The following is a 10,561-nucleotide window of genomic DNA, read 5'->3' as shown; positions in this document are numbered from 1 at the left end:
CGGTTCGGCAGCAGCCGGTCATTGCAGCACGGTACGCACCCGGCGCAGATCGAGGATGCCCGGTGCGCCCACGTCGGTCGACTGGCGCGCCTGCTTCTCCCGGATGTCGGCGAGGTCGACCCTGCCGGGCGTGAATCCGGTGGCCTCGAAACGTCGACCGCGGCGGGACTCGGCCTCGACGGCGTTGACGGGCGGGGTCTCGTAGGAGCGTCCCCCCGGGTGTGCGACGTGGTAGGTGCACCCGCCCCGGGACATGCCGGCCGCGGTGTCGACGAGTTCGAAGCGGAGGGGGCCGTCGACGGTGATGGTCGGGTGCAGGGCGCTCGGCGGTTGCCAGGCCCGGTATCGAACTCCCCCGACCTGGACGTCGGGGTTGTCGGTGGCCAGCAGCGGGATCGGGTGACCATTGCAGGTGACGACATGGCGCTGCCGGTCAGCGCCGATCAACCTGACCTGCAGGCGCTCCAGGGAGGAGTCCACATAGCGCGCGGTGCCGGTGCCGGTCGACTCCTCGCCGAGCGTGTTCCACGGTTCGATCGCACCCCGGAGTTCGATCTCGACGCCGTCGAACACCGCGGTGCCGATGCGCGGGAAGCGGAACTCGGTGAACGGGTCCAGCCAGCTGGTCTCGAAGTCGATGCCGTGCGCGCGCAGGTCGGCTGCCACGTCGGCGATGTCGTGGATCAGGTAGTGCGGCAACAGGTATCGGCCGTGCAGGTTCGCGCCGTGCCGGATCAGGGGCGCGCGCAGCGGCTGGTCCCAGAACCACGACACCAGCGAACGGACGAGCAGCGACTGCACCATCGCCATCTGCGGATGCGGCGGCATCTCGAAGCCGCGCAGTTCCAGCAGGCCGAGGCGGCCGCGCGCGCTGTCGGGGCTGTAGAGCTTGTCGATGCAGAACTCGGCGCGGTGGGTGTTGCCGGTGATGTCGGTCAGAAGATGCCGCAGCGCCCTGTCGGTGACCCACGGAGCGACGCTTGCGGAGCGACCATGTCCCGGCTGGGGGGCTCCGGACGCGGTCAGCCTGGCGACCTCCGCGAACGCGATCTCGAGTTCGTAGAGGGCCTCGGCCCGGCCCTCGTCCACGCGCGGCGCCTGAGATGTGGTGCCGACGAAGCGGCCCGCGAACAGGTAGGACAGCGAGGGGTGGCGCTGCCAGTAGGTCAGCAGCGACACCAGGAGGTCCGGGCGGCGCAGCATCGGAGAGTCCGCAGGGGTGGTCCCACCGAGGGTGATGTGGTTGCCGCCGCCCGTACCGCCGTGGGTTCCGTCGACGTCGAACGACTCGGTGGACAGCCGCGACAGCCGGGCCTGCTCGTAGAGGGTCTCCAACTGGGCGCGCTGCTCGGCGAAGCTCGCGGTGGGCGCGACGTTGACCTCGATCACACCGGGATCTGGGGTGATCGACATGGTCTGCAGCCGCGCATCGGGCGGCGGGCCGTAACCCTCGACGACCACGGGGCAGCGCAGCGCCGCGGCCGCGTCCTCCAGCCGGGTGACCAGGTCGAGGAAGTGATCCAGTTCGTCGGTCGGCGGCAGGAACACATAGAGCAGCCCGTCGCGAATCTCAGCCACCAGGGCGGTGATTGGCGCATCCGGCGCGTCTTCGACATCGGCGGTCTCGGCGTCCTCGGAGTCGGAGTCATCGCGCGCCGCCAACGGGTCGGCGGAGAACGTGGTGCGGGGTGGCGTCCAACTGATGGCGTTCAGTGGAAGTCGCAGCCCTGCGGGCGAGTCACCCTCGAGCAGCACGATGCGTCCCCGGCGCAGTCGCCAGTCGGCACTGGCCCACCCCGCGTCGTCGTCGCGGCGGTGCAGTGGCAGCACATGCGCCGCGGGCTCGGTGACGGCGCTGTCCAGTCGGGCCAGCAGGGCCGCGCGCGCCTGTCGACTGTCCTCCGCCAGGTCGTCGTCCTCGGAGACGGCCGTGCCGGCGGGCATGCGCACCGAGGCCGCGAGTCGACTCAGCGGGTCCTCGAAGGCGGGGCGCACCTGGGTGCGCGGCAGGCCGAGTCCGTCGGCGATCGCGGTGAGCAGTTCCCGGTCGGCGCCGGGGGCAGCGGAGTCGAGCTGCGGCCCCTCCTGCCACGGGTCGGCCAGCAACGTCGCGTCGCGCCACACGGGTTCGCCGTCGGTGCGCCAGTACAGCCCGATCTGCCAGCGGGGCAACGGTTCCCCCGGATACCACTTACCCTGGCTGCGCTGTACGAGGCCGAAGGGCGCCCACACCTGTTTGAGGCGCGCGGCAAGCACCGAGGCCCGTTCCCGCTTGTGCGGCCCGTCGGCGTCGGTGGTCCATTCGTCGTCGACCTGGTTGTCGATCGAGACGAACGTGGGCTCGCCGCCGACCGTCAGGCGGACGTCACCCTCGTTGAGCCTCTTGTCGACCCGCGCGCCCAGGTCCACGATGGCCGCCCACGCGGATTCGGTGTAGGGCAGGGTGACCCGCGGGTCCTCGTGGATCCGCGTGACGGTGTTGGAGAAGTCCAGGGTGGTCTCGGCGATGCCGGTGGAACCGGTGATGGGTGCCGCCGACGCCGGGTGAGGTGTCGCGGACAGGGGGATGTGGCCCTCCCCGGCGAACAGGCCCGAGGTGGGATCGAGGCCGATCCAGCCCGCCCCCGGCACATAGACCTCGGTCCAGGCGTGCAGATCGGTGAAATCGGCCGCCGGGCCCGAGGGCCCGTCGAGGGCTTCGACATCCGAGGTCAGCTGAACGAGGTAACCGGAGACGAAGCGCGCCGCCAGACCGAGTTGGCGCAGGATGGACACCAGCAGCCAGGCGGAGTCACGGCACGATCCCACCGCGGTGCGCAGGGTGTGATCCGGCGTCTGCACACCGGGTTCCATCCGGACGCTGTAGCCGACGTCGGCGTTGACGGCGCGGTTGAGCGCCACCAGGAAGTCGATGGTCCGCGTCCCCGGGGGCACGATGAAATCCCGGACCCACGCGCTGACCAGGTCCCCCGGGCCTGAGCCCTCCTCCCCCTCGTCGACGGGGCGCAGGTAGGGCTTGAGGTCTTCGGCCATCGCCTTGGGGTAGGCGAACGGGAAGGTCTCGGCGAACTCCTCGATGAAGAAGTCGAACGGGTTGATCACCTTGAGATCGGCGATCAGGCCCACGGTGATGGTCAGCTGCCGCGTGCGGTTCGGAAAGACGAGGCGGGCCAGGAAGTTACCGAACGCGTCCTGCTGCCAGTTGATGAAGTGGTCGGCGGGCTCGATGTCCAGCGAGTAGGCCTCGATCGGCGTGCGCGAGTGCGGGGCCGGGCGCAACCGCACGACGTGCGGATGCACCTCGACGAGACGGTCGAACGTGTAGCTGGTGCGATGTTCCAGCGCCACTTTTATGCCCATGGCAACAGATCCCATCACAAGCTCGGACGACCCGCATCGCACGCGGCGAGGCCGAGCTGATCAGTCGACGACGCCGGACAGCCCGAAGTCGTCCAGGGTCCGCTCGACGACGGCCCGCACCTCCGACCGGGAGTTCGGCGCGCCGACCGTCCAGGCCGCGACCGTGACGAACACCTTCCCGCCGGCGCGTCCCGACGCCAGGTACAGGTGACCGCCGAGGCCCTCCAGGATCTTGGGGGTGACCTGGGGTTCGAGCATCCGGAGCGAGATGAAGTCGGCGTCGGTGCCGTCGGGCCGGTTGACCGCGGCGTCGAGCTCGCCGAGGTTCGAGCAGCCGATCGGCTGGCCCACCTTCAGGATCATCTTCTCCAGCCGCCGCATCAGGATTCTGGGCACCAGCGGGGTCAGGGGCAGCGGCGCGAGATTCGCGTCACCCGCCGCGGTGAGCTCGGTGAGCTCCTTCTTGAGCGCGCCCCGGATCGCCGCGAGGTCGATGAGGGCGAGTTCCGGGTCGGCCATGACGGTGATGGTGTTCAGCGCATTGGCTCGGGTGTCACCCTCGGCCCGGTCGCTGACGGGGAACGACAGCATGGCCTGCCCGTCTGCGTCGAGCCGCCCCAGATTGTGCCCGAGCCGCGCGGCGAACCCGGCGAACATCGAATTACTGGTTCCACCAAGAGCTTTGGTCTTGGCATCCCATTGCGCCGTGTCGATGTGCACCGTGACGGTCGGCACCACGACGGGCTCATTCGATGCGCCGCGACTCGCCGCGTTCACCGACTTCGCCGAAGCCGCAAGGTCGTTGCCCTGCTCGCGGGCCACCCTGGCGGTGGCCGCGACCGCACGGACGATCTCCGGGATCGAGCGCAGCGACTGCGCGCCGTCCTGCAGGAGGGCCTGCCTGCGGGTCCGAGACCTCGGTGCGGGGTACCCGAGGTCCCATCGCACCCCACCCACGGCGTCGGCGATCGCCCGACTCAATCCCAGCGCGTCGGCGACCGAATGCGATACGACCAGCGAGACCGCGGATCCGCCCGTGCTCAGCCCGGTGACGCCCAGGTGCCAGGCGGGCCCCCACTCCGGGTCGACGGGTTCGCGGATGCGTTCGTCGGCCCAAGCCGCGACGTCGGCGCGGTCACAGTCACGCACCGCGACGTCGATGTCATGGGGACCGAGGGAGGTGACCCATCGGGGCTGGCCGAACGGCAGCGGCGAGCGCTCGATGCGACGCCCGAGCAGTCCGTGTCCCAGTTCGCGGTGGAAACGGCGCAGGCCATCGAGATCCGCGCCGTTCTCGTAGATCCAGAGGAACTGGATGATCGGGGCGCGGCCGAGCGCACGCAGACCCTTGAAGGAACCCTGATCCATGTAGGCCAGCGTGTTGGACGCCTCACCGCTCATGCGGGCACAATACCGCCCCCGCGGCGGCGGACAAGACCGATGCCGAGTTCGTCGGGCGGCACCACATGATCTTCCGCACAACGAATTTCAACGCCCGCTTCAGCCCCACAACCGAGGTGCGTCAGGCGGAGTCGGGTGTCCTCGAGATGCCTTCGCCCCCACTCGAACATCGCCCACACCACGGGCATCAGATCGGCGCCGGCCTGCGTCAGCACGTATTCGTGCCTGGTCCGCTGACCCGGTTCGCGGTAGGGGCGTTTGGTGAGCAGGCCCGCGTCGACCAGTTCCGCCAGGCGGGCCGACGCGGCGGCCTTGGTGATGCCGACGCGCTGCGCGAAGTCGTCGAACCGGGTGGTGCCGTAGTAGGCCTCCCGCATGATCAGCATCGCCGACTTCGTGCCGACCACGCCCATGGTCCTCTCGATCGGGCATCGGCCGACAGCCGACCATGCGTCGCGGTCCTTCAGGGGGCCAACGAGTGTCACCACCGGAATCAACCTCACTCCTGAGTTGTTTTCACTATACCCAGGGTGATATGCCTGGGTATACATCAGGATAGTCAGCGGAGGTTTCACATGACCGGGTTCTCAGATCGCGACGCCGTCATCGTCGGTGCGGTGCGCACCCCCGTCGGCAAGGGCAAGCCCGGCGGGGCCCTGCACGGTGTGCTGCCCGCCGACCTTCTGGCCCACAGCCTGCGGGAGCTGGTCACCCGGACCGGTGTCGACCCCGCCGAGGTGGACGACGTGATCGCCGGCGCCGTAACCCAGGTGGGCGACCAGGCCGTCAACATCGCCCGCAACGCCCTGCTGGGCGCGGGCTTCCCCGAGACTGTGCCCGGAACCACCGTCGACCGGCAGTGCGGCAGCAGCCAGCAGGCCATCAGCTTCGCCGCCCAGGGTGTGCAGGCCGGCGCCTACGACATCGTCATCGCCGCGGGCGTGGAGTCCATGAGCCGAGTGCCCATGGGCTCGTCGGTGACTCCGGGAAGCAACCCGTTCGGCACCGACATGGCCGCGCGCTATCCCGAGGGCCTGGTGGCGCAGGGCATCAGCGCCGAATTGATCGCCGCCAGGTGGAATCTGTCGCGCACCGAACTCGACGAGTTCTCCGCGAGCAGCCATGAGAAGGCCGCGCGCGCAACGAAAGACGGCCTGTTCGACAACGAACTCGCGCCCCTCGCCGGCCTGACCACCGACGAGATCATCCGCCCCGGCAGCACCGTGGAGAGCCTGGCCGGACTGCGGCCTGCGTTCTACAACGAGGCCATCGGGGCTCGGTTCCCGCAGATCAACTGGGCGATCACACCGGGCAACTCCTCGCCACTGTCCGACGGCAGCGCCGCGGTGCTCATCACCAGTGGGGCGGCGGCCAGACGACTCGGCTTGACCCCGCTGGCGCGCGTCCACACCACGACGGTGGTGGGGTCGGACCCGCTGTACATGCTGACCGGTGTCATCCCCGCGACCGAGAAGGTGCTGAGCCGCTCGGGCCTGACGCTGTCGGACATCGACCTGTTCGAGGTCAATGAGGCGTTCGCGCCCGTCGTGCTCTCGTGGGCGAAGGAGACCGGCGCCGACCTGGCCCGGACCAACGTCAACGGCGGCGCCATCGCGATCGGCCATCCGCTGGGGGCAAGTGGCGCTCGGATCATGACCACCCTGGTCAACGCCCTGCATCAGCGCGGCGGACGGTACGGCCTGCAGACCATGTGTGAGGGCGGCGGCATGGCCAACGCGACCATCATCGAACGCGTGTGAGCCGTTGCACCCGGTGATCATCGGGGTGCAAAGATGGTCAAGTGACTCAACTCCAGCCTGACGTCCAGATGGTTCTCGATCAGGTGGCGGCCCTCGACGCGCCGCCGCTGGAATCGCTTCCGGTGGAGGAGGCTCGTGCGGCCTTCCTGGCCGCCGGCACCGGACGGCCCCCGGGACCCGAGGTCGGCGAGGTCGTCGACGGAACGTTCCCCGGCCCCGCCGGGGAACTGGACTACCGGCTGTACCGCCCGGCGACGCCGGGACCGCATGCGGTGATCGTCTACTACCACGCCGGTGGCTGGGTGCTGGGCGAGACCCGTTCGGACGATCCGCTGTGCCGCGACCTGTGTGACCGCACCGGCGCGATCGTCGTGTCGCTGGGGTACCGGCACGCTCCCGAACATCGCTTCCCCGCGGTGGCCGATGACGCGTTCGCCGGCCTGCAGTGGGTCGCGAAGAACGCCGCCGACCTCGGTGGCCGTGCCGATCAGATCATCGTGGCCGGCTGGAGCGCCGGTGGCGGCACCGCCGCGGTGGTGGCCCAGCTGGCCCGCGACGCCGGTGGTCCGCAGTTGGCCGGCCAGGCCCTGCTGACGCCGGTGACCGACAGCGACACCACCCGGCCCTCCTACGTCGAGTACGGCACAGGATATGGCCTCGACACCACGCTGATGCAGTGGTGTTTCGAGCAGTACGCCGACCCGGCCGACCGCACCGATCCGCGCATCGCGCCCCTGCAGGCCAAGGACTTGCGCGGCCTGGCCCCCGCCGTCGTCGTCACGGCCGAGTGCGACGTCGTGCGCGACGAGGGCACGGCCTACGCCGAGGCGCTGTCGGCGGCCGGCGTGCCCACCACGCACATCCGCGCCGAGGGACACAACCACCTCTCGCTGAGCATGGTCGACATCGTCGCCTCCGGTGCGCCCGTGCGCGAGCAGTTCGCCGCGGCCATCCGCGCCCTCCTGGCCTGACCGCGGGCGGGGTCAGACCCGGACCAGTTCGAACAGCGGGATGACGCGCGTGGTGGCCGCCTGGTAGGCCGCGAACGTCGGCACCATCTCGGCCAGTTTGGCGTAGACGATGTCACGCTCGTCCTTGGGCAGTTCACGGGCCTGCACGTCGTACTCGTCGGTGCCGATCTCGATGCGCGCCCGTGGGTTGGCCCGCAGGTTGTGCGTCCACGCCGGATCCTTGGGCGCGCCGGCGAACGAGCCCACGATGTAGTTGCGGCCGTCGATGGTCACGTAGGCCAGCGGGCTCATGCGCTGCTTACCCGTCTTGGCCCCGGTGGTGTGCAGCAGCACCAGGGTGCTGCCCTCGAACGGGCCGCCGACCCTGCCGCCGTTGCTGCGGAACTCCTCAACGATGGCGGCGTTGAGGTTGCTCAACGCCGCCGCGTCGGCGGCGTACCTGCGGGAGTCGTAGTCGCTCAAGCCTTCTCGGCCTCTTTGGGTTTGGCGTCGATGCCCGACTCCTTGCGCTGCGCCGCGGTGATGGGCGCGGGCGCATCGGTCAGCGGATCGACGCCGCCGCCGGTCTTCGGGAACGCGATGACCTCGCGGATCGAGTCCTCACCGGCCAGCAGCGCGGTGATCCGGTCCCAGCCGAACGCGATGCCGCCGTGCGGGGGTGCGCCGAAGGTGAAGGCGTCCAACAGGAATCCGAACTTATCCCGGGCCTCGTCGTGGTCGATGCCCATCATCGCGAACACCCGCTCCTGGAGGTCGCTGCGATGGATACGGATCGAGCCGCCGCCGATTTCGTTTCCGTTGCACACGATGTCGTAGGCGTCGGACAGCGCGCTGCCCGGGTCGGTGTCGAAGGTGGCCTCCGACTCCGGCTTGGGCGCGGTGAACGCGTGGTGCATCGCCGTCCAGGCGCCGGCGCCGACTGCGACGTCACCGGAGGCCGTGGCCTCCTCGGCGGATTCGAACATCGGCCAGTCGACCACCCAGGTGAACGCCCACTGGTCGGGGTCGATCATGTCCAGGCGCTTGGCGATCTCGATTCGCGTCGCACCGAGCAGCGCCCGCGCGGCCTTGGCCGTGCCCGCGGAGAAGAACACGCAGTCACCCGGCTTGGCGCCGACGTGGGCGGCCAGGCCGTCGCGTTCGGCGTCGGTCAGGTTCTTGGCGACGGGGCCGCCCAGCGTGCCGTCCTCGGCGACCAGCACGTACGCCAGCCCCTTGTGACCGCGCTGCTTGGCGAACTCCTGCCAGCCGTCGAGCGTGCGCCTCGGTTGCGAGGCGCCGCCGGGCATGACGACCGCACCGACATACGGCGACTGGAACACCCGGAACGGCGTGTCCTTGAAGTACTCGGTGCACTCGACGAGTTCGAGACCGAACCGCAGATCGGGCTTGTCGGAACCGAACCGGCGCATGGCCTCGTCGTAGCTGATCCGCGGCAGCGGAGTGGGCAGGTCGTAGCCGATGGTCGCCCACACGGCCTTGAGGACCTGCTCGGAGATCGCGATGACGTCGTCGGCTTCGACGAAGCTCATCTCCATGTCCAGCTGGGTGAATTCGGGCTGGCGGTCGGCGCGGAAGTCCTCGTCGCGGTAGCACCGCGCGATTTGGTAGTAGCGCTCCATGCCCGCGACCATCAGAAGCTGCTTGAACAGCTGCGGGCTCTGCGGCAGCGCATAGAACGAACCGGGCTGCAGCCGCGCCGGGACCAGGAAGTCGCGGGCACCCTCGGGGGTCGAGCGGGTCAGCGTCGGTGTCTCGATCTCGATGAAGTCGTTCTCGGCGAGCACGGCGCGGGCGGCCGCGTTGACCTTGGACCGCAGCCGAATCGCGTTGCCGGGGCCCTCGCGGCGCAGGTCCAGGTACCGGTACTTCAGCCGGGCCTCTTCGCCCGCGGTCTCGTCGAGTTGGAACGGCAGGGGCGCACTCTCGCCCAGCACCGTCAGCGAGGTGGCGTTCACCTCGATCTCACCCGTCGGGATCTCGGTGTTGGCGTTGCCCTCGGGCCGGACCTCGACCACGCCCTCGACGGCCACGCAGAACTCCGCGCGCAGACGGTGGGCCTGGGCGAGAACGTCGGCCTCGCGGAACACCACCTGAGAGACGCCGCTCGCGTCACGAAGGTCGATGAAGATGACGCCGCCGTGGTCCCGACGACGCGCCACCCAGCCAGCCAGGGTCACGGTCTGTCCGGCGTCGGTGGCGCGCAACGATCCGGCGGTGCGGGTGCGCAGCACGAAGTACTCCTCGATTCGGGGTGTGGAACGACTGACCAGTCTAAACGGAGGCGCATAGACGACTGCCCGCGCGTGCGAGCAGCACCCAGTGGACAGCTATCGTGATCTGTCAACTGCGCCGTCCCCGACCCGAGGAGCGATCAACCATGGCCAAGCGCCACCCCTGCGAGCGCGTCGACCTGGACTTCATCGACTCCGCTCCGTATCGGTTCGTCAGCACGGTCGATCTGCCGATCACCCCACAGCAGTTGTTCGAGGTCCTCGAGGACGCCGAATCGTGGCCGCACTGGGCGACCGTCATCACCAGGGTCACCTGGACCAGCGAGCCTCCGCGCGGGGTGGGCACCACCCGGACCGTGAACATGCGCGGCGGCATCACCGGAGACGAGGAGTTCCTGGCCTGGTCGCCCTACACCCATATGGCGTTCCGGTTCAACAACTCGACCACTGATGCCATCGCGGCGTTCGCCGAGGACTACCGCGTCGTCGAGACTCCGGAGGGCTGCCATCTCACCTGGGTCATGGCGCTCAAGCCCAACGGGCTCGCGGGCCGGTTCGGGCTGTTCACCGGCCAGCCCGTGATGGGCTGGCTGTTCCAGCGGTTCCTGCACAATCTGCGGCGCTACTGCGTCGAACGGTTCGCTGACAGCACGGCCTCCAGCTGAGCTGCGGGCCCGTAAGCCCGCACTCCCACACTCCCCGCGAGCCCGCACCCACGCTCCCGCGCCGAGAGTTGAACTTGTTCGCACCCCCACCTGGGGCGGATTCAAGCGGTGGCTGCAGCGAATGTGGACGGGTCTGACAGTAGTCGGTGGAGTTCTTCGGCGGGGGTGCG

Annotated in this window: 8 protein-coding genes; 3 read left to right on the top strand and 5 right to left on the bottom strand. The window is 69.5% G+C overall.

Going from position 1 to position 10,561, the window contains the following annotated elements:
• Positions 1 to 18 precede the first annotated feature (18 nt).
• The 3 genes from A5727_RS21360 to A5727_RS21350 are packed head-to-tail and all read right to left on the bottom strand — an operon-like array spanning position 19 to position 5,249.
• Positions 19 to 3,360 carry a transglutaminase family protein gene (locus A5727_RS21360; protein ID WP_068254660.1) on the bottom strand — a complete coding sequence of 1,114 codons (3,342 nt, stop codon included), beginning with the start codon at positions 3,358 to 3,360 and terminating at the stop codon, positions 19 to 21.
• Between the two features lie 60 nt (positions 3,361 to 3,420).
• Positions 3,421 to 4,761 (bottom strand): hypothetical protein, encoded by a 1,341-nt coding sequence (locus A5727_RS21355; RefSeq protein WP_068254657.1) that lies wholly within the window; start codon positions 4,759 to 4,761, stop codon positions 3,421 to 3,423.
• Positions 4,758 to 5,249 (bottom strand): winged helix-turn-helix transcriptional regulator, encoded by a 492-nt coding sequence (locus tag A5727_RS21350; protein ID WP_068254703.1) that lies wholly within the window; start codon positions 5,247 to 5,249, stop codon positions 4,758 to 4,760. Before A5727_RS21350 ends, A5727_RS21355 begins: the two co-directional genes overlap by 4 nt.
• Before the next feature lie 87 nt (positions 5,250 to 5,336).
• Between A5727_RS21350 and A5727_RS21345 the strand changes: the two genes are divergently transcribed.
• Both A5727_RS21345 and A5727_RS21340 read left to right on the top strand, forming a co-directional pair.
• Positions 5,337 to 6,521, top strand: coding sequence for a thiolase family protein (locus A5727_RS21345; protein WP_068254649.1), 1,185 nt, complete (start codon positions 5,337 to 5,339; stop codon positions 6,519 to 6,521).
• A 41-nt stretch (positions 6,522 to 6,562) separates the two neighbouring features.
• On the top strand, positions 6,563 to 7,492 hold the full coding sequence (locus A5727_RS21340; RefSeq protein WP_231992180.1) for an alpha/beta hydrolase: 930 nt from the start codon (positions 6,563 to 6,565) through the stop codon (positions 7,490 to 7,492).
• A 12-nt stretch (positions 7,493 to 7,504) separates the two neighbouring features.
• On the opposite strand, the gene A5727_RS21335 is transcribed toward A5727_RS21340, so the two are convergent.
• Positions 7,505 to 7,954, bottom strand: coding sequence for a nitroreductase family deazaflavin-dependent oxidoreductase (locus A5727_RS21335; protein ID WP_068254643.1), 450 nt, complete (start codon positions 7,952 to 7,954; stop codon positions 7,505 to 7,507).
• On the bottom strand, positions 7,951 to 9,726 hold the full coding sequence (gene aspS, locus A5727_RS21330; protein ID WP_068254638.1) for an aspartate--tRNA ligase: 1,776 nt from the start codon (positions 9,724 to 9,726) through the stop codon (positions 7,951 to 7,953). Before aspS ends, A5727_RS21335 begins: the two co-directional genes overlap by 4 nt.
• Positions 9,727 to 9,872: 146 nt before the next feature.
• Here aspS and A5727_RS21325 point away from each other — a divergent pair, with 146 nt between their 5' ends.
• Positions 9,873 to 10,391 (top strand): SRPBCC family protein, encoded by a 519-nt coding sequence (locus A5727_RS21325; protein WP_068254635.1) that lies wholly within the window; start codon positions 9,873 to 9,875, stop codon positions 10,389 to 10,391.
• Positions 10,392 to 10,561: the final 170 nt, after the last annotated feature.

This window comes from Mycobacterium sp. ACS4331 (assembly GCF_001667265.1).
In the GTDB taxonomy this organism is placed as follows: domain Bacteria; phylum Actinomycetota; class Actinomycetes; order Mycobacteriales; family Mycobacteriaceae; genus Mycobacterium.
The sequence above is the reverse complement of the archived record's forward strand: the minus strand, read 5'-3'. Positions and strand labels throughout refer to the sequence as shown.